The organism is Sphingopyxis lindanitolerans (genome assembly GCF_002993885.1).
GTDB lineage: Bacteria > Pseudomonadota > Alphaproteobacteria > Sphingomonadales > Sphingomonadaceae > Sphingopyxis > Sphingopyxis lindanitolerans.
Genome location: NZ_CM009578.1, coordinates 259,605 through 276,449 on the forward strand (window position 1 = coordinate 259,605; position 16,845 = coordinate 276,449).

The following is a 16,845-nucleotide window of genomic DNA, read 5'->3' on the forward strand; positions in this document are numbered from 1 at the left end:
GACGGCCCTCCCCTAAATCCTCAATGCTTCTTGTCGGCCCAGATGTTCCGGTACGACATATAGGTCAGGCCGGTGAAGATGAGCAGGAAGATGAAGGCTGCCCAGCCCACCCGGACGCGCGACACCAGCTTGGGTTCGGCGGTCCACACCAGGAAGGCGGCGACGTCGCTGGCCATCGCCTTGACAGTGTTCGGCGAACCGTCGGCGAAGGTCACCTGGCCGTCGTGCAGCGGCGGCGCCATCGCGAGGTTGAGGTTCGCGAAATAGGGGTTGTAGTGCAGCCCCGTCGGCGGTTGCAGTTCCTTCGGCAGGTTCGCCGGCGGGTTCTGGAAGCCGGTCAGCAGCGAATAGACATAATCCTTGCCGCCTTCGCGCGCCTTGGTGATCAGCGACAAGTCGGGCGGCAGCGCATTATTGTTCGCCGCGCGCGCCGCGACGTCGTTCGCATAGGGCGCCGGGAAATGATCCGACGGCAGCCCGGTCCGCGTCGACGGCTCGCCGGTGTCGGGATTGAGCGACGGGATCGTGTCATAGCTTTTGGCAAAGCTCTTGACCTGCCCTTCGCTGTAACCAAGATCGGCGATGTCGCGGAAGGCGACGAGGTTCAGGCTGTGGCAGGCCGAACAGACCTCCTTATACACCTGCATCCCGCGCTGCAGCTTGGCCTTGTCCCAATGCGGCAGCAGGCCGTCGCTCGACAGCGCGAGGCGCTGCGGCTCCTTGTGGAACGCGTGCGAAGCGACCGGCTCATTGCGGTACGACCCCGTGATGATCGCACACAGCAGCGCCGTGATGAAACCCAGGCCGACGAGAAATCCGAGCGGACGAACCATGGCTGTATCAGCTCCTATTAAAGTCCGGCGCTCAGGCCGTGGCCGCCGACGGTGCGTCGGCATGCTTTGCGAGGACCGCTTCGGTGATCGAGTTCGGCATCGGCAACGGCCGTTCGATCCGCGAAATGATCGGCAGAATGATCAGGAAATGGGCGAAATAATAGATCGCACCAAGCTGGCTGAGGATCACCCACGGCTGTTCCGCCGGGCTCATGCCACACCAACCAAGCAGGAGCACGTCGAGGACGAGAATCCAGAAGAAGATGCGGTTGAGCGGACGATAGCTCGACGACTTCACCGGCGAACTGTCGAGCCAGGGCAGGAAGAACAGCACGGCGATCGACGAGAACATCGCGATGACGCCCCACAGCTTCGCATCGATCCACAGGAAGTTGAAGGTGAAGGCCTTCAAGATCGCGTAGAAGGGCAGGAAATACCATTCGGGAACGATATGCGCCGGCGTCGAGAGCGAATTCGCCGGGATATAATTGTCGGCATGGCCCAGCATGTTCGGGCTGAAGAAGGTCAGCGCGACGAAGACCAGCAGGAAGACGCCGACCCCGAAGCCATCCTTCGCGGTGTAATAGGGGTGGAACGGGACGGTATCCTGTTCATCCTTCACCTCGATGCCCGTCGGGTTCGACGAACCCGGAATATGCAGCGCCCAGATATGCAGGATGATGACCCCCGCAATCACGAACGGCAGCAGATAGTGCAGCGAGAAGAAGCGGTTGAGCGTGGCGTCATCGGGCGCAAAACCGCCGAGCAGCCAGATGCGGATCGGATCGCCCACGACCGGGATCGCCGAGAAGAAGCCGGTGATCACCTGCGCGCCCCAGAAGCTCATCTGGCCCCACGGCAGCACATAACCCATGAAGCCGGTCGCCATCATCAGCAGGAAAATCACGACCCCGAGCAGCCACACCATTTCGCGCGGCGCCTTGTACGACCCGTAATAAAGCCCGCGGAAAATATGGAGATAGACGACGATGAAGAACATGCTCGCGCCGTTCATATGCGCGTAGCGAATGAACCAGCCGGCGTTCACGTCGCGCATGATATGCTCGACCGAGTTGAACGCGATGTCCGCATTGGCGGCATAATGCATCGCCAGCACGATGCCGGTGATGATCTGGATGACCAGCGCGACGCCCGCGAGGACGCCGAAGTTCCAGAAATAATTGAGGTTGCGCGGCACCGGATAACCGGCGCCAATGGCGTTATAGACGAGGCGCGGCAGCGGCAGCTTCTCGTCCAGCCACTTCATCAGCGGCACCTGCGGTTCGTAGTTCTTGGCCCAGGGAAAGCTCATCTTATCTCGCTCCTCAGCCGATCGTCACGACGGTGTCGCTGGTAAATTCATAGGGTGGCACTTCCAGATTCCTGGGCGCCGGCCCCTGGCGGATTCGCGCCGCCGTGTCATAGGCCGACCCGTGGCACGGGCAGAAATAGCCGCCGAAGGGGCCGCGATTTTCGCCTTCGCCGGCGCCCAGCGGCACGCAGCCGAGATGGGTGCACACGCCCAGGGTGATCAGCCAATTTTCCTTGCCGGGCTTGGTGCGCTCGTCGAGCGTCTGCGGATCGCGCAGGTCGCTGAGCGGCACCGCCTTGGCTTCGGCGATTTCCTTCGCGACGAGGTTGCGCACGAAAATAGGCTGCTTGCGCCAGCTCGTCTTGATCGCCTGCCCCGGCTGAATCGACGAAATATCGATTTCGGTCGACGACAGCGCGAGCACGTCGGCGGAGGGATTCATCTGGTTGACCAGCGGAAGAACGACCGCGGCCGCACCAACACCGGCGAAGCTGACCGCTGCGATGTTGATGAAGTCCCGGCGCCGCACGCCATCTTCGATGCCGGCGGTAATTTCGGTTTCACTGGCCATTCGACTGCCCTTGCATGGGTGAACTGACAAAGTCCCCGAAGAAGGATGGCCCGCCCCGTTGCGCGCGCTAAACGGCGCAGCCCGGCGGCCCCTCCGGGAATTGCGGGCCTGATAGCCGCACAGTCCGGGCTTGCCAACAGGCAATTTCCGCTTCGGCGCCCGGAGCGGCCCCGCTGGGCCAAAGCACTCGATTCCTTCGCCCGTCGCGGCTATGGCGGCGACATGGAAATCGCCCTGTTTCAGCCCGATATCGCGGGCAATGTCGGCACGATCCTGCGCACCGCCGCCTGTTTCGCGGCGCCCGTGCATATCATCGAGCCGTGCGGCTTTCCGTTCGGCAACGCCGCGCTGAAGCGCGCCGGAATGGATTATGCGGTGCGCGCCAATGTCCGGCGCCACCCAGGCTGGGATGCGTTCCGGACATGGTCGCAGATCGGCGGCCAGCGCCTCGTCCTGCTTTCGACCGCCGGGGCGACTCCCCTCCCCGACTTTGATTTCGATCAAGGCGATGTCCTGCTCCTCGGGTCAGAGAGCGCGGGCGTTCCGCACCATGTCCACGAGGCCGTCGCCGCGCGGGTCGTGATTCCGATGCAGCCCGGCTTTCGATCCTTGAATGTCGCGGTCGCGGCTGGCATCGCGCTCGCCGAGGCGCTCCGCCAAACGAAAGGCTTTCCCGCATGATCTCGCTCGACCCCCAGCAACAGGCGGCGCGCGGCTGGTTCGAGTCGCTGCGCGACCGCATCTGCGCCGAATTCGAGGCGATCGAGCGCGAGGCCGGCAGCGACGCGCGCTTTGCCTACACCCCGTGGGACCGCGAAGCCGAAGGCCTCGCCGCCGGTGACGGCGGCGGCGGGGTGCGCGGCGTGATGACGGGCCAGGTCTTTGAAAAGGTCGGCGTCAACGTTTCGACCGTCGGCGGCGAATTCGCGCCCGATTTCGCGGCGTCGATCCACGGCGCGGGCGAAGACCCCAGCTTCTTCGCCACCGGAATCAGCCTTGTCGCGCATATGGCGAACCCGCATGTTCCCGCGGTGCACATGAACACGCGCTTCCTCGCGACGACGAAACGCTGGTTCGGCGGCGGCGCCGATCTCAATCCGCCGATTCCCTACAGGCAAGACACCGACGCCTTTCACGCGCGCTTTCGCGCCGCCTGCGCACCCTATGGTCCCGATGTCTACGAACGCTACGCCAAATGGGCCGAGGATTATTTCTATATCCCGCATCGCGGCGTCCACCGCGGAGTCGGCGGCATTTTCTACGACCATCTCGAATGCGGCGACGATGCCGGGTTCGACCGTAACCTGGCGCTGACCAAGGACGTCGGCGAAGCCTTCCTCGACATCTTCCCCCAGATCGTGCGGCGACGCATGGCGCAGCCCTTCACCGATGCCGAGCGCGAGGAACAGCTTGTCTGGCGCGGGCGCTATGCCGAATTCAACCTCGTCTATGACCGTGGCACCCTGTTCGGGCTCAAGACCGGCGGCAATATCGACGCGATCCTGATGAGCCTGCCGCCGCTCGCCAAATGGAGCTGACACGAAAAAGGGCGCCCCGCTTGCGGAGCGCCCTTGTATCGGATCAGCGCCCGATCAGGTGAAAACCTCGGCGTTGCTGTCGGTGTTGATGCAGCGATAGATCGCCGCGGGTGTCGAGACCGACAGCAGGACCAGCGGGACATAGATCAGCAGGCCGAAGACGACGGCGAACAGGATCGTCCCCGCGCCCGCGCCGGGGCTGCCCATTGCGCCGACGACCCCTCCGGCCGCCCCCGCGATACCGCCGAAGATCATATTGGCGACCATCAGGAACACGAACGACAGGATCATAATGATCAGGTTGAAGCCGACGATCGTCCACTGCGACGCGCTGGTCAATTTCCAGGACGCGCCCAGCGCGGCGAACGGGTTCGATCGGCGCTGCGCCGCCATCCACGGCCCTGCGACTCCCAGCCGGCCGAACAGCCACAGGAAAAAGACGATGATCGCGATGTAGACGATGATCCCGAAAGCGATCAGCCCGCCCGACACGCCGCCGCTCATGAAGATTTCGGGCGACAGTCCGCTCACCCCGAACAGCGCGACCGCGAACAGCCCGACGATCAGGATGACGATATACATGGCGATGACCGCCCCGATGTAGAGGACGAACATCGCCCCGACATAGGCCGCCCCGGCACCGAGCGACCAGCCGATGTCCGCGGCCGGATCGCCTCCGACCAGACCGCTGCGCCAGACGAGCAGGCTCGCCGCGAACATCACCGCCCCGGCGATGATCGCGAAGAAGAAGATCTTGCCGAAAGCGCCGAGGACGGCGGACGGGTCGTTGGGCGACGCCATCATCGACGTGAAGGTGCTGCCGATCAACAACCAGCCCAGCAACGCGATCGCCACCAGCGCTCCGCCCAGATACAGCAGCATTCGCGCCCAATTGGCGCCAAGAAACGCGAACGTCTCCGAAAAAGCCGCGCCTATGCTCATTTTGGCCATGTCTTTTCCCCTGTTGTTAACCCCGACTGTTCCTCACGCGTCCGGCGCCCCGCCTCGCGCGTCTCCCCGATTGGACGGGCCTATTGAAAAACATCCCCCGCGCCCCTTGCCGCAAGCTGTCGATAGACAGAGGCCAGCACCGCCGTGTTGAGCAAGCCGAAACCCGCCGATACGGCCGAATTGATCACGCTGCCGATCAGATAGCCGAACGAGCCGCGAAGGCCGAAAATGCCGGTCACTTGCGTCACGATCAGCGAAATGACGATCAGCACGATCAGGAACAGGAACACGAAGAAGGCGACGCGCCAGCCGTTGCCGCTCGTCAATTTCCAGCTCTCCGCCAGCGCCGCAAAGGGATTCTTGATATTGCGGTCCGCCAGCAACGGATAAGCGACGGCGAGCCGACCGAAGAGATAGATCGCCGGGACGATCAGCAACAGCACCGCAATCCCGAACAGGAATGACTGTAGCAGGAACATCACGATCATCGTCGGGATCATCGCCAGGGTAAAGACCAGCGCCTCGCCGACGCTGGTGCCCGATCGGGCCAGCCACAGCCGCAGGATCGCGAGCGATCCCAGCGTCGACGCCATGGTGACCGCCAGAAGCCACGGGAATTGTTGCCGCAAATCGGCCATGACCATCGCGTTGAGTTGCTCGGCCGAGACGTTGGCGGGCGGCGCGAGCGGCGCGGGGCCGAACAGCGCCATCACCATGCCGGGCAGAAAAAAGAACAGTCCGGCGAGCACGCCGGTCAGCGGCAGGTGGGCGCGAACCAGCATCGTCGCGTCATCCCATGCCGCACCCATGTCGAATTTTATCATTGATACCCCATGATTTCTGTTCCCGGTTGCGGGCGAAACTGACGGTCTTCGGTCTCAATGTCCAGCCTCTTGCATCCGCGCGCGCGAAGCGGCACTTACCCCCGCGATGCCCCATCTTCCCGCCCCCGAATGGATCGTTTCGCCCGGCCGGACCGATTATGCCGCCGCGCTCGCCGACATGGACGCTCGCGCCGCCGCGATCCAGGCGGGCACGGGCCGCGAGCGCGTCTGGCTGATCGAGCATCCGCCGCTCTATACCGCCGGGACCAGCGCCGACCCCGCCGAACTGCTCGACCCGCGCTTTCCGGTCTTCGATGCCGGACGCGGCGGGCGCTATACCTATCATGGCCCCGGTCAGCGCGTTGGCTATGTCCAGCTCGACCTGACCAGGCGCGGGCGCGACGTGCGCGCCTATGTCTCGGCGCTCGAAGGCTGGGTGATCGACGCGCTCGCCATCCTCGGCGTCACGGCGCGCCGTGCCGAAGGACGCATCGGCATCTGGACCGACGATGCCGACGGCCGCGAAGCCAAGATCGGGGCGATCGGCGTCCGCGTCAAACGCTGGGTGACGCTCCACGGATTTTCGCTCAACGTCGACCCCGACCTGACGCATTTCTCCGGCATCATTCCGTGCGGCATCGCCGAATTTCCGGTCACCAGCCTCGCCGCGCTCGGCAAACCGGCTTCGTTCGCCGCGGTCGATCAAGCGCTTGCCGATACCCTCCCCGCCTTTCTCGACAAGCTGCGGACGAGCGATTAGGAACGGCGCCATGACGCGGATCATCCTCAGCTCGCTCCTCCTGCTCACCCTCGCCGCCTGCGGCAACGAGCCATCGGGCAAATCGACCGCCAAGCTCGATGCGGTCGAGGTTCAGCCCGGCTCGATCAGCGATTCGATGATCATCCTCGACAATGCAGCGGGCGACGGGACGGCGATCGACAACAGCGTCCCCGACGACGGCACCAAGAAGGACAGCGCCAAGCCCGCGACCGATACGGCGGCGCAAGGCGACGAGGTCGCGCCGGGCAATCCCGATGCCGTCGAGGCGCCGGTGGCGAAAAAGGCCGTGACCGCCGACAGCGCGGCGAAAAAGACCGAATAACCGCTCACAACTCGTCCTTGCGAGCGAAGCGAAGCAATGACGACGTTAGCGCAACCCCAGCGATTTATGCGTCTGCAAGGACAGGCGCCAGCGCGGGTCGGCCATCACCAGGTCGATGCACGCCTGGACATTCGCCGCCGCGTTGGGATCGTCGAGCGGCTGGATCAGCCGGTGCGCGAAATCAAGGTCGGCGAGCGCCGCGACGTCGCTGCCCGGCTGCGGCCAGACGAGCTTCAATTCGTCGCCGCTCTGCTGAACGAGCTGGCTACCGGCCTTGGGGCTGACGCAGATCCAGTCGATGCTGCGCGGCACGTTATGGGTGCCGTTGGTTTCGATTGCGATCGTGAAGCCTTCCGCATGCAAGGCGTCGATCAACGGGGCATCGACCTGCAACATCGGCTCGCCGCCGGTCAGCACGACATAGCGGTCGGCGCGCCCTTCGCCCCAGCATGCGCCGATCACCCGCGCGAGCGCCGCGGCATCGGCATATTTACCGCCGAGCGTACCATCGGTGCCGACGAAATCGGTATCGCAAAATTGACAGATCGCCTTGCCGCGATCCTGCTCGCGCCCCGTCCACAAATTGCAGCCCGCAAAGCGGCAGAAAACCGCGCGGCGGCCCGCCTGCGCCCCTTCGCCTTGCAGGGTCAGGAAAATCTCTTTGACGGCGTAGGTCATGGCATCAGGCGTAGCGCGTCGGGTCGGCAAGTCCCGCTTCGGCGAAACCCTTGCTGCGCAGCCGACAACTGTCGCAGGCGCCGCAATGCAGACCCTCGGGGGTCGGGTCATAGCACGACCAGCTCATCCCCGCGTCCATGCCGAGTCGCGCCGCTTCGGCCGCGATATCGGCTTTGGTCATGTGCTGGAGCGGGGCGTGGATGCGAAAGGCGACGCCCCGATCGCCGTCGCGCGTCGCCAGCGTCGCCAGCGCTTCGAAGCCCGCGATAAAATCGGGGCGGCAGTCGGGATAGCCCGAATAGTCGAGCGCGTTGACGCCGATCATGATGTCCTGCGCCTGCCGCGCCTCGGCCAGCCCGAGCGTCAGCGACAGGAAGATCAGGTTGCGCGCGGGGACATAGGTGATCGGCACATCGCTGCCCACCCCGTCCTTGGGCACGTCGATATCGGCGGTCAGCGCCGATCCGCCGAAGCGGCGGAGGTCGAGCGGCAGGACGATATGTTCGGCCGCGCCTATATGGTCGGCGATCCGCGCCGCCGATTCCAGTTCGACGCGGTGGCGCTGGTTATAATCGACCGTGAGCGCGACGATGCGCGCGCCGGCCTCGCGGGCCAGCCCCGCACAGACCATCGAGTCGAGTCCGCCCGACAGGAGGACGATCACCGTTTTTCCGGATAATTGCTGCATCGGCGCCAGATAGGGGCGTCGGGACGGGCGCGCAACTCCCCTCCCGCTTGCGGGAGGGGCAGCGAGACTTGCGAGCTTGCTCGCTATGTCGCAGCGGGGTGGGCACGCGCCAAGGCTGCTGGCCCACCCCCGACCCCTCCCGCTTGCGGGAGGGGAGCAAAAAAGAAATGGGCCGCGCGGCGGTTGCAGCACGGCCCAGTTCGGCATGAAGCCGTTAGGGAGAAGGACACACATCGGTGTGTCGCCCCTCCCGATTAGCAGCGCGTGGTTAACAGGCCGTTACCGGCGCGCGGCCGTTCAGCAGCCGCCGGTGCGGCGCGCCTCGATCGCCTGCGAGAAGGGGCGGCCTTCGGCGATCCCCTGCGTGTCGATCTGAACGAGCCGGTTGGTTTCGCTGCGAATCGTCGTGCGGCCATGTCCCGCGCCCGGACAGGTATAGTGGACCGTCACCGAGTTCGGCTTGTCCTCGATGATATAGCGCGAGCAGTTCGAGCGCGGATGTTCGATCTGGATCATGCGCCGGGCATCGCCCAGACACATGGTCTGCAGCACCACATCCTTGCCGCGCTCGCGCAATTGCCAGCTACCCTTTTCGAGCCGGTCGAGCATCGCGAGCGACGGCGCCTGCGCCGGGACCGCGGTCGCCGCGGCAAGGCCGAGCGCCGCGAGTGACGTCCTGAAGAGAGGGGAGAAGATCGCCATTTTTCCTTCCATCTGGGCGTCCATATTTGGACGGGAATGCGACCCCATGGAGGGAGAGGTAGCAAGGCGGGCGATGGATTTCAACCGCTTGGCGCTGATTTGCCTCGTTTCACCGTCCGAATGGCGCGGATGGTCGCGCTATGCCGATCCGCCATGGGCGGCGATCTCGTCGAGCGAGATGGGGAAGATGCGCGAGCAAAAGGCGCAGTCGACATTGACCAGTCCGGCCTCGTCGGCCATCTCGCGGCGCTCACCTTCGGGGAATTTCGACAGCACGCCGGCAAAATAATCGATGCTGCACCGGCAACCGCGCGAGACGAAGCGGCCGCGTTCAACCCGCACCTCATCCTCGTGGAACAGCCGCCACGCCAGCGTCTCGAGCGACGTCGCGGGGTCGGTCAGTTCGGCGTCCCGTAACGTCTCGGCGATCGTGCGCGCATGCGCCCATTCGGGATGGTCGTGGCGGACATGCAGGCGGTCGCGCCCGACCTCGCCCTCGGGCAGATGCTGGAGCAGCAGGCCGCCCGCGACGCATCCCGCCTCGGCATCGTGCCGCGCGGCGATCTTGATCAGGCTCGGAATCTGTTCCGACTGCTCGAAATAATGTTCGGCGGCCTCGCCGATCGACGCGCCTTCGAGCGGAACAATACCCTGATAGCGCTCGGCGCTCGCCTGGTCGAAGGTGATGGCGAGAAAACCCTCGCCGAACAGCGCGAACAGCGTGGGGTCGGCCCCCACCTCGGCCAGCCGCTCGGCATCGAACTTCAGATAGCCGCGCAGCTCGCCGTCCTTGTAATCGCAGACGAGCAGTTCGATCGGTCCGCCGCCGGTCTGCGCCTGCAACGTCAACTGGCCGTCCTCGCCCTTCAGCGTCGAGCCGAGCAAGGCGGTCAGCACCAGCGCCTCGGCGAGCAGTTTTTCGGCGACCGGCGGATAGCTGTGCGCCGCCATGACCGTGCCCAGCACCGGCCCCAGGCGGATCAGCCGCCCGCGCACATGGCGGTCGGCGATCGTGAAGACCAACGGCTGGTCGAACCAGGTTTCCTGCGTCGCGCTCACAATTTGCCGAGCGCCCAGAGCAACACCGATTTCTGCGCGTGAACGCGGTTCTCGGCCTCGTCCCAGACGCGCGACCGCGGACCGTCGATCACCGCGTCGACGACTTCCTCGCCGCGATGCGCGGGCAGGCAATGGAGGAACAGCGCATCGCTCTTCGCCCCGTCCATCAGCCGCTCGTCGACCTGATAGGGCGCCATCGCCGCGACCTTGTTGTGCGCATGATCCTGTCCCATCGACACCCAGGTGTCGGTGACCACCAGGTCGGCGCCGGCCACCGCCTCGCGCGCGTCGCGGACGATGTCGATGCGGGCGCCTTTCGCGCGCGCGGCCTCGACGAAGCGCGCGTCGGGTTCATACCCCTGCGGCACGCCCGCGCGGACGTTGAAACCGAACAGCCCCGCGGCCTCGATCAGCGAGGCAAGGACATTATTGCCGTCGCCGAGCCAGGCAAGCTCAAGCCCCGGCAGCGCCTTGCCGCTTTCGACGATCGTCAGCAGGTCGGCGACGATCTGGCACGGATGCGACAGGTCGGTCAGCCCGTTGATGACCGGGATGCTCGCATATTCGGCCAGTTCCTCGATCTTCCCATGATCGTCGGTGCGGATCATGATCGCATCGGCGTAGCGCGAGAGGACGCGCGCGGTGTCGGCGATCGACTCGCCGCGGCCGAGCTGGCTGGTGCCGGCGTCGAGGATCATCGGCACGCCGCCCAATTGGCGGATTGCGATGTCGAACGAGCAGCGCGTGCGCGTCGAATTCTTCTCGAACACCATCGCCAGCACATGGTCGGCGAGCGGCTTGTCGGCGTCGGGCCGGGCCTTTGGCCAGCCAACGCGCGCCGCCTTGCGGTCGATCGCATCGGCGATCATCGCCGCGACCGCATCGCCGCCCGCGTCGGACAGGTTCAGGAAATTCGGCATCAGGCCCCTCCGTCCACCACGGACCGAACCCTCAGGCCTGGGGCGGCGTATAGTTCGCCGCGCCCGCCGACAATTTTTCGATACATTCGTCGATATGGCCCTGCTCGATGTTGAGCGGCGGCAGGATGCGGATGACATTGTCGCCCGCCGCCACCGTCAGCAGCCCGTGATTGTCGCGCAGATGCGCGACAAAGGCACGGCTGTCGGACTTCATCTTGATGCCGAGCATCAGACCCAGGCCGCGGACGCTCTCGAACAGATGATCGTGATTGGGAATGAGTTGCTCTAGCGCCCCGCGCAGCCGCTCGCCGGTCGCCTGGACCTGTTCGAGAAAGCCGTCCTCGAGAATGACGTCGAACACCGCCTGCCCCGCCGCCATCGCCAGCGGATTGCCGCCATAGGTCGAACCATGGGTGCCGATGGTCATGCCGCGCGCCGCTTTTTCGGTCGCAAGGCAGGCGCCCATCGGAAAGCCGCCGCCGATCCCCTTGGCGCTTGCGAGAATGTCGGGTGCGAGGCCGTATTGCTCATAAGCATAGAGCGAGCCGGTGCGCGCGACGCCGCACTGAACCTCGTCGAACACCAGCATCAGGTCCCGCTCGTTGCAGATGTCGCGCAGGCCCTGAAGGAACGGCTGCGACGCGGGACGAATCCCGCCCTCGCCCTGCACCGGCTCGACGAGAAAGCCCGCCGTGCTGTCATCGACAAGATCGAGCGCCGCGTTGAGGTCGTCGAACGGCGCATAGGCGAAGCCGGGAAGCAGCGGGTCGAAACCCTTGCGCAGCTTTTCCTGGTTCGTCGCCGAAATCGTGCCGAGGGTGCGGCCGTGGAAGGCGTTGTTGAACGTGATCAGCGTATGCTTGTGGGCGTTGCCCGCGCTCGAATGATAGGCGCGCGCGGTCTTGATCGCGCATTCGACCGCTTCAGCGCCCGAGTTGGTGAAGAACACCGTGTCGGCGAACGTATTGTCGACGAGCCGCTGCGCGAAAGCCTCACCCTGCGGACTGCCATAGAGGTTCGACACATGGATCAAGGTCGCGGCCTGCTCGGCAATCGCCTTGGTCAGATGCGGATGGCCGTGGCCGAGCAGATTGACCGCGATGCCGCTCGCGAAGTCGAGATAGCGCTCACCGCGCTCGCCGATCAGCCAGGCGCCCTCGCCTCGCACCGGACGCACACCGCACCGGGGGTAAACGGGCATCAGCGGCGTGATCGACATGTCAGGCACCTTTCAGGAAAAGCAATGAAAAAGGCGACCTCCAATGGGCCGCCCCGCTCGGGCCGCCCCTATACCGCCGCGGCCGGAGCCGCGTCAACACGGGGCTTAGAGGGACTTCGCCGCTTCGATCGCGAGTGCGACCGAATGTTTGCGCGCGCCATGATCGTACATCGACGAGGCGACGATGATTTCATCGGCGCCGGTGCGCGCCTGAAATGCCTTGAGGCCCGCCGCGATGTCATCGACCGTGCCGACCGCCGAGCATTGCAGCACATGGTCGAGAATCGCGCGCGCATTGGGCGGCAGGCTGTCCTTGTAGCCCGTGAGCGGCGGCTTCATCTTGCCCGGATTGCCGGTGCGCAGCGCGACGAACGCCTGCTGCTGCGACGAAGCGAGAAACTCGGCCTCGTCGCGCGTATCGGCGGCGAAGACGTTGAACGCGGCGGCGGCATAGGGTTCGGCAAGCTGCTCCGATGGCTTGAACTGGCGGCGATAGAGAGCGAGCGCTTCGTCGAGCGCATCGGGCGCAAAGTGGCTGGCAAAGGCGTAAGGCAGCCCGAGCATCGCGGCGAGTTGCGCGCCGAACAGGCTCGACCCCAAAATCCACAGCGGAACCTTGCTGCCCTCGCCCGGCACCGCGCGGATGCCGAGGCGGTCGTCGCCCGCGAGAAACGCCTGCAACTCGACGACATCCTGCGGAAACTGCCGTTCGTCGCTCGCCAGGTTGCGGCGCAGCGCCCGCGCGACGACGCCGTCCGATCCGGGCGCCCGGCCGAGGCCAAGGTCGACGCGGCCGGGAAACAGCGCCTCCAGCGTGCCGAACTGTTCGGCGATCACCATCGGCGCGTGATTCGGCAGCATGATCCCGCCCGCCCCAATGCGAATGCGCGACGTCGCCTGCCCGACATGCGCGAGCACGACCGAGGTCGCGGCGCTGGCGATGCCGGCCATGCCGTGATGCTCGGCCACCCAATAGCGTTCATAACCGAGCGCTTCGGCATGACGCGCAAGGTCGGCGGCGTTGGCAAGCGACTGCGCGATCGTGCCGGTATCGGTCACGGGCACGAGGTCGAGGAAGGAGAGTTTCAACATGCGGGCCGATATGCGGTGGCGGGGGCCGCGGTTCAAGAAGCCATCGTCGCTCCCGCCGTCGCGGGGGCGATGGATTATCAAGCCCGTTCGTCCTTCGGCGAGTCCATCAGCACATAGGTGGTGATCGAATGCACCTGCGGCAGCACGCCCAGCACTTCGGTGTGGAAATGCTTGTAGGCGGCCAGATCGCGCGTCTCGACCCGCAGCAGATATTCGATCGCGCCGGTCAGATTATGACATTCGCGTACCTCGGGCGCCTCGGCCATCGCGGCCTCGAAACCCGCTTGCGACGCCTTGCTATGCGACGACAGGCCGACAGTCACATAGGCAAGGAAGGTCAGGCCGCGCTTCGCCGGATCGATCACCGCGCGATAGCCCCTGATCACCCTGCTGCGTTCAAGCTCCTGCACCCGGCGCAGGCACGCCGACGGCGACAGGCCGACACGCTCGGCCAATTCGAGATTGGAGATTCGCCCGTCGCGCGACAACTCCTGCAATATATTGCGGTCGATAGCATCCATTTTGCTCATAGATTGTGCAATATACCAAATTTAGACCCAAATTTGCAATCCACGATGCAATAAGGCCACTATATTGCGCCGATGGAACAAACCACCTTCGCCGCGCTCTTCGCCTTCGCGCTCGTCTCGTCGATCACGCCGGGACCGAATAATATGATGCTGATGGCGTCGGGCGCCAATTTCGGCCTCCGCCGCACTGTCCCGCACGCGCTCGGTGTCGGGATCGGCTTCACCTTGATGATCATCCTCGTCGGCGTCGGGCTGATGGGATTGTTCGACCTGTTTCCCCTCCTCAATATGCTGCTCAAGGTCGTGAGCGTCGTCTATCTGCTTTGGCTGGCGTGGAAGATCGCCAATGCCGGCGCGCCGAGCGATGGCGACAGGCCGCGCAGCAAGCCGATGAGCTTTTTCCAGGCGATGCTGTTCCAGTGGGTCAACCCCAAGGCCTGGTCGATGGCGCTGACCGCGATCGCGCTTTATGCGCCCAATCGCAATCTGGCCGCCGTCCTGCTCGTCGCGGTGATCTTCGGGATCATCAACCTCCCCTCGACCAGCCTGTGGGCGGTGATGGGTGTGTCGCTGCGCGGCTGGCTGTCGAGCCCGGCGCGGCTGCGCGCGTTCAACTGGACGATGGCGGCGCTGCTCGTCGGGTCGCTCGCGTTGCTGATCTGATCCGATTGCAAGGTTGCGATCTGCAACCTATGCACGGCGGCGACCACCCTCATCCGACCGGGAGAAGATCAGCCATGCCAAGCCGCCGCCTCGGGAAAAGCGCCATCCACGTCTCCGACATCTGCATGGGGACGATGACCTTCGGCAGCCAGGTTGCCGAGGCCGAGGCTCTTCGCATCCTCGACCGCTGTTTCGACGAGGGAATTGATTTCTACGACACCGCCGAGGGCTATCCGGTACCGCCCGACATCGAGTGGGTCGGCCGCACCGAAGAGATTGTCGGCCGCTGGCTGAAGACCAAGAACCGCGACGCGATCATCCTCGCGACCAAGGTGTCGGGGCCGAGCCATTTGTGGTTCAAGTCGCCGTGCCGCGGCGGCACGACCGCGCTCGACCGCCACCATATCCGCCGCGCGATCGAGGGTAGCCTGACGCGGCTGCAGACCGACTATGTCGACCTCTACCAGACGCACTGGCCCGACCCGGATGCGCCCTATGACGAGGTCATGGACGCGCTCGACGAACTGGTCCGCGAGGGCAAGGTGCGCATCCTCGGCTGCTCGAACGAGACGAGTTGGGGGCTGATGAAATCGCTCGCCGCGTCGGACCGGCTGGGCGGCGCGCGCTACCACACGATCCAAAATAATTTCAGCCTCAACAACCGCCGGTTCGAGGATGAACTGGCGCAGGTGTGCCGCCAGGAAGGCGTCAGCCTGATCCCCTATTCACCCCTCGCCGGCGGCGTGCTGACGGGAAAATATCAGGGTGGAGAGACACCCGAAGGCGCGCGATTCTCACGCTATCTCAAGATGGAGGGACGCCAGGCGGCGATGGGGCGCCGCTTCGTCAACGAGCGCAGCCTCGCCGCGACCGAGCGCTATCTGAAACTCGCCGCCGAGGCCGGGTTGCACCCGGTGACGATGGCGACCGCCTGGTCGAAACAGCATGATTTCGTCGCCTCGACGATCGTCGGGGTCAGCGCCTATGACCAGGTCGAACCGATCCTCGCGGCAAGGGAGCTGGTGCTTGGCGACGACCTGATGAAGGCGCTGCACAAGGTCGGCAAGGACATCCTCTACCCGATGGGGTGAGCGCATTCCGTGTCCCTGCGCAGGCAGGGGCCCATCTCCGGCCCGTGCAAGATGGAACCGGCGGGAGAAGGGTTCCCGCCTTCGCGGGAGCACAAGTCCTTTTGACTACAAAGCTGCCTTGAACAATTCGAGCATCCGTCCCCACGCCTTTTCCGCCGCCGCTTCATTATAGGCGCGGCTGTCGGGCGGGCACCAGCCGTGCATCGCGCCCTTGTAAACCTCGACCTCGTGCCATTGCGGACGCGGGTCGAGGACGGCGTTCAGCCGGGTCTTTTCCTCGGGATTCTGCTGGTCGTCATTGTCGGCGATCGCGAACAGATATCCCGCTTGCGTCCCCGGAATCAGCAGGTGCGGGCTGTCGGGCTTGTCGGTGCCGACCGATGCGCCGTGAAAGCTGGCCGCGGCCTTCACGCGCGCCGGGTCGAGCGCGGCGGTATAGATGACCATCGGCCCGCCCATGCAATAGCCGGCAGTAGCAAGGCCCTTCGCGGTATCGACCTCGGCCTGCGCATCGAGAAAGGCGAGATGCGCCTTCGCGTCGGTCTGCACCAGCGTGCGATCGAGCTGCTTGAGATAGCCGAACAGCTTTTCGCGCACCGGGGGATCGTTGAAATCGTTCGCGGCGTCGACCACCGGCGATTTCTGCCAGCGATAGAAGGGGTTCACGCACAGCACCGCATAGCCGCCCTCCGCCAGCCGGTCGGCCATCTGCCGGAACGCCGGGCGCAGGCCGCGAATGTCGGGCCACATCAGCACGCCGGGATGCCGACCCTCGGTCGGCGCGACGAAATAGGCATCGACGGTGCCGTCGGCGGTGGTGATCGTCACATCGCGCCCCTTGACCGTCCCGGCGGCGCAGGCCGCGACAGGAAGCATCGAGGCTATTGCGCCCGCGCCGACCAAGGCCCCGAATTCGCGGCGCCGGACGGGAACGCCCGCGCGGTCGAGGTCGGCTTCGGTGATATCGTCGCACATAGGCTTTCTCCTCTTCCCCGACGCCGATACGCGCCGGAGTGCCAAAGGCTGCGGCCGCGAAAAGCGATTCGACGAAAGGCGCGGAAAACTGCGCAA

Annotated in this window: 20 protein-coding genes; 6 read left to right on the forward strand and 14 right to left on the reverse strand. The window is 65.0% G+C overall.

Annotated features, from left to right (window positions below; translation table 11 throughout):
* Window positions 1-20: 20 nt before the first annotated feature.
* The 3 genes from CVO77_RS01275 to petA are packed head-to-tail and all read right to left on the reverse strand — an operon-like array spanning window position 21 to window position 2,716.
* The gene (locus CVO77_RS01275) at window positions 21-833 is read right to left on the reverse strand and encodes a cytochrome c1 (RefSeq protein ID WP_105997530.1); all 813 of its coding nucleotides are present in this window, start codon (window positions 831-833) and stop codon (window positions 21-23) included.
* 31 nt (window positions 834-864) lie between these two features.
* A complete protein-coding gene (locus CVO77_RS01280; RefSeq protein WP_105997531.1) occupies window positions 865-2,145 on the reverse strand; it encodes a cytochrome b in 1,281 nt (426 codons plus the stop codon).
* A gap of 13 nt (window positions 2,146-2,158) precedes the next feature.
* Complete coding sequence (gene petA / locus CVO77_RS01285; protein ID WP_105997532.1) at window positions 2,159-2,716, reverse strand: ubiquinol-cytochrome c reductase iron-sulfur subunit; 558 nt, start codon at window positions 2,714-2,716, stop codon at window positions 2,159-2,161.
* Window positions 2,717-2,938: 222 nt separating this feature from the next.
* On the opposite strand from petA, the gene CVO77_RS01290 reads away from it, so the two are divergent.
* The gene (locus CVO77_RS01290; protein WP_105997533.1) at window positions 2,939-3,397 is read left to right on the forward strand and encodes a tRNA (cytidine(34)-2'-O)-methyltransferase; all 459 of its coding nucleotides are present in this window, start codon (window positions 2,939-2,941) and stop codon (window positions 3,395-3,397) included.
* A complete protein-coding gene (gene hemF / locus CVO77_RS01295) occupies window positions 3,394-4,254 on the forward strand; it encodes an oxygen-dependent coproporphyrinogen oxidase (protein ID WP_105997534.1) in 861 nt (286 codons plus the stop codon). Before CVO77_RS01290 ends, hemF begins: the two co-directional genes overlap by 4 nt.
* 54 nt (window positions 4,255-4,308) lie before the next feature.
* Here hemF and CVO77_RS01300 read toward each other — a convergent pair whose 3' ends face one another.
* On the reverse strand, window positions 4,309-5,205 hold the full coding sequence (locus CVO77_RS01300) for a hypothetical protein (RefSeq protein WP_105997535.1): 897 nt from the start codon (window positions 5,203-5,205) through the stop codon (window positions 4,309-4,311).
* An 80-nt stretch (window positions 5,206-5,285) separates the two neighbouring features.
* Window positions 5,286-6,029 carry a hypothetical protein gene (locus CVO77_RS01305; protein WP_105997536.1) on the reverse strand — a complete coding sequence of 248 codons (744 nt, stop codon included), beginning with the start codon at window positions 6,027-6,029 and terminating at the stop codon, window positions 5,286-5,288.
* 106 nt (window positions 6,030-6,135) lie between these two features.
* On the opposite strand from CVO77_RS01305, the gene lipB reads away from it, so the two are divergent.
* Entirely contained in the window at window positions 6,136-6,789 is a 654-nt protein-coding gene (gene lipB / locus CVO77_RS01310; RefSeq protein WP_105997537.1) for a lipoyl(octanoyl) transferase LipB, read from the forward strand.
* Window positions 6,790-6,799: 10 nt separating this feature from the next.
* Window positions 6,800-7,132, forward strand: a complete 333-nt coding sequence (locus tag CVO77_RS01315; protein ID WP_105997538.1) for a hypothetical protein — start codon at window positions 6,800-6,802, stop codon at window positions 7,130-7,132.
* Window positions 7,133-7,177: 45 nt separating this feature from the next.
* On the opposite strand, the gene queE is transcribed toward CVO77_RS01315, so the two are convergent.
* The 8 genes from queE to CVO77_RS01355 all read right to left on the reverse strand — a co-directional run bounded on the left by queE (window position 7,178) and on the right by CVO77_RS01355 (window position 14,020).
* Window positions 7,178-7,810: a 7-carboxy-7-deazaguanine synthase gene (gene queE, locus CVO77_RS01320; RefSeq protein WP_105997539.1), complete on the reverse strand. Its 633-nt coding sequence runs from the start codon at window positions 7,808-7,810 to the stop codon at window positions 7,178-7,180.
* A 4-nt stretch (window positions 7,811-7,814) separates the two neighbouring features.
* The gene (queC, locus tag CVO77_RS01325; RefSeq protein WP_105997540.1) at window positions 7,815-8,498 is read right to left on the reverse strand and encodes a 7-cyano-7-deazaguanine synthase QueC; all 684 of its coding nucleotides are present in this window, start codon (window positions 8,496-8,498) and stop codon (window positions 7,815-7,817) included.
* Between the two features lie 297 nt (window positions 8,499-8,795).
* Window positions 8,796-9,200, reverse strand: coding sequence for a DUF3617 domain-containing protein (locus tag CVO77_RS01330; RefSeq protein ID WP_242446059.1), 405 nt, complete (start codon window positions 9,198-9,200; stop codon window positions 8,796-8,798).
* Window positions 9,201-9,338: 138 nt separating this feature from the next.
* Window positions 9,339-10,259, reverse strand: coding sequence for an Hsp33 family molecular chaperone HslO (hslO, locus tag CVO77_RS01335; RefSeq protein WP_105997542.1), 921 nt, complete (start codon window positions 10,257-10,259; stop codon window positions 9,339-9,341).
* Window positions 10,256-11,182: an ornithine carbamoyltransferase gene (gene argF, locus CVO77_RS01340; RefSeq protein WP_106000557.1), complete on the reverse strand. Its 927-nt coding sequence runs from the start codon at window positions 11,180-11,182 to the stop codon at window positions 10,256-10,258. Before argF ends, hslO begins: the two co-directional genes overlap by 4 nt.
* Before the next feature lie 28 nt (window positions 11,183-11,210).
* Window positions 11,211-12,398: an aspartate aminotransferase family protein gene (locus CVO77_RS01345; protein ID WP_105997543.1), complete on the reverse strand. Its 1,188-nt coding sequence runs from the start codon at window positions 12,396-12,398 to the stop codon at window positions 11,211-11,213.
* Window positions 12,399-12,503: 105 nt separating this feature from the next.
* Window positions 12,504-13,490, reverse strand: coding sequence for an LLM class flavin-dependent oxidoreductase (locus CVO77_RS01350; RefSeq protein WP_106000558.1), 987 nt, complete (start codon window positions 13,488-13,490; stop codon window positions 12,504-12,506).
* 77 nt (window positions 13,491-13,567) lie between these two features.
* On the reverse strand, window positions 13,568-14,020 hold the full coding sequence (locus tag CVO77_RS01355) for an Lrp/AsnC family transcriptional regulator (RefSeq protein WP_192878852.1): 453 nt from the start codon (window positions 14,018-14,020) through the stop codon (window positions 13,568-13,570).
* Window positions 14,021-14,092: 72 nt separating this feature from the next.
* Between CVO77_RS01355 and CVO77_RS01360 the strand changes: the two genes are divergently transcribed.
* Window positions 14,093-14,683 (forward strand): LysE family translocator, encoded by a 591-nt coding sequence (locus tag CVO77_RS01360; RefSeq protein ID WP_105997545.1) that lies wholly within the window; start codon window positions 14,093-14,095, stop codon window positions 14,681-14,683.
* Between the two features lie 74 nt (window positions 14,684-14,757).
* Window positions 14,758-15,774: an aldo/keto reductase gene (locus CVO77_RS01365; protein ID WP_105997546.1), complete on the forward strand. Its 1,017-nt coding sequence runs from the start codon at window positions 14,758-14,760 to the stop codon at window positions 15,772-15,774.
* 105 nt (window positions 15,775-15,879) lie between these two features.
* Here CVO77_RS01365 and CVO77_RS01370 read toward each other — a convergent pair whose 3' ends face one another.
* Complete coding sequence (locus CVO77_RS01370) at window positions 15,880-16,749, reverse strand: dienelactone hydrolase family protein (protein ID WP_105997547.1); 870 nt, start codon at window positions 16,747-16,749, stop codon at window positions 15,880-15,882.
* Window positions 16,750-16,845: the final 96 nt, after the last annotated feature.

Bases quoted from the DNA above. Each gene is read 5' to 3' on its own strand.
- CVO77_RS01275 (WP_105997530.1), bottom strand. From the start codon at position 833: ATGGTTCGTCCGCTCGGATTTCTCGTCGGCCTGGGTTTCATCACGGCG.
- CVO77_RS01280 (WP_105997531.1), bottom strand. From the start codon at position 2,145: ATGAGCTTTCCCTGGGCCAAGAACTACGAACCGCAGGTGCCGCTGATG.
- petA (WP_105997532.1), bottom strand. From the start codon at position 2,716: ATGGCCAGTGAAACCGAAATTACCGCCGGCATCGAAGATGGCGTGCGG.
- CVO77_RS01290 (WP_105997533.1), top strand. From the start codon at position 2,939: ATGGAAATCGCCCTGTTTCAGCCCGATATCGCGGGCAATGTCGGCACG.
- hemF (WP_105997534.1), top strand. From the start codon at position 3,394: ATGATCTCGCTCGACCCCCAGCAACAGGCGGCGCGCGGCTGGTTCGAG.
- CVO77_RS01300 (WP_105997535.1), bottom strand. From the start codon at position 5,205: ATGGCCAAAATGAGCATAGGCGCGGCTTTTTCGGAGACGTTCGCGTTT.
- CVO77_RS01305 (WP_105997536.1), bottom strand. From the start codon at position 6,029: ATGATAAAATTCGACATGGGTGCGGCATGGGATGACGCGACGATGCTG.
- lipB (WP_105997537.1), top strand. From the start codon at position 6,136: ATGCCCCATCTTCCCGCCCCCGAATGGATCGTTTCGCCCGGCCGGACC.
- CVO77_RS01315 (WP_105997538.1), top strand. From the start codon at position 6,800: ATGACGCGGATCATCCTCAGCTCGCTCCTCCTGCTCACCCTCGCCGCC.
- queE (WP_105997539.1), bottom strand. From the start codon at position 7,810: ATGACCTACGCCGTCAAAGAGATTTTCCTGACCCTGCAAGGCGAAGGG.
- queC (WP_105997540.1), bottom strand. From the start codon at position 8,498: ATGCAGCAATTATCCGGAAAAACGGTGATCGTCCTCCTGTCGGGCGGA.
- CVO77_RS01330 (WP_242446059.1), bottom strand. From the start codon at position 9,200: ATGGCGATCTTCTCCCCTCTCTTCAGGACGTCACTCGCGGCGCTCGGC.
- CVO77_RS01345 (WP_105997543.1), bottom strand. From the start codon at position 12,398: ATGTCGATCACGCCGCTGATGCCCGTTTACCCCCGGTGCGGTGTGCGT.
- CVO77_RS01350 (WP_106000558.1), bottom strand. From the start codon at position 13,490: ATGTTGAAACTCTCCTTCCTCGACCTCGTGCCCGTGACCGATACCGGC.
- CVO77_RS01355 (WP_192878852.1), bottom strand. From the start codon at position 14,020: ATGAGCAAAATGGATGCTATCGACCGCAATATATTGCAGGAGTTGTCG.
- CVO77_RS01360 (WP_105997545.1), top strand. From the start codon at position 14,093: ATGGAACAAACCACCTTCGCCGCGCTCTTCGCCTTCGCGCTCGTCTCG.
- CVO77_RS01365 (WP_105997546.1), top strand. From the start codon at position 14,758: ATGCCAAGCCGCCGCCTCGGGAAAAGCGCCATCCACGTCTCCGACATC.
- CVO77_RS01370 (WP_105997547.1), bottom strand. From the start codon at position 16,749: ATGTGCGACGATATCACCGAAGCCGACCTCGACCGCGCGGGCGTTCCC.